1 protein-coding gene is annotated in these 555 nt (G+C 36.0%); it reads right to left on the reverse strand.

The window, feature by feature from the left end; all coding sequences use genetic code 11:
* Positions 1-72: 72 nt before the first annotated feature.
* A complete protein-coding gene (locus ACY2RQ_RS19755) occupies positions 73-327 on the reverse strand; it encodes a GNAT family N-acetyltransferase (protein ID WP_490114730.1) in 255 nt (84 codons plus the stop codon).
* Positions 328-555 lie beyond the last annotated feature (228 nt).

Raw genomic sequence — 555 nt, forward strand, 5'->3', positions numbered from 1 at the left:
CTGCATCAGGTGCGCCGAAGGCGTCACATGGATGCTCTTGTTACACGGCTGTTTGCATAAACTTTGAGTATTTTATTGCTGTGACCAGGACAATTTTGTTGTATTTTTACTCGAAGAATGCTGCTTGAAACCATGTGTAATGTAAAATCTTATAGCTGGATTTGAGTTTAAAACACTAACTTCAACTTTTCGCCCGCTGATTTGAGCTATATTCTTTATCTTGGAAATGATGTAAGAACCAACTTTATTATTTTGGTGCGATGGCTCCACAAGTATCATTTCCAGAAATATTGATTCCCCATCTTGCTTGATATAGTAAGCAGCAATATCTTGCTTTGGGTTTGAATGATTGTGAAATTTTCTGAAGGAAGGTTTTTTCTGAAACCATTACTTTGAAAGTCTTCATCCCAACCATATTCATTCTGAACATATTTCTTCATGGTTTCTTTATACAAAGAATAGATCCAATCAGAGTCGGATTGTTTACCTTTTCTTGATTTTATCATTCATAAAACTTCAAAGATTGCACGATGCTGGTTTATGCCGTGTAACGCC

Source organism: Parendozoicomonas sp. 209JJ7-1 (assembly GCF_058147085.1).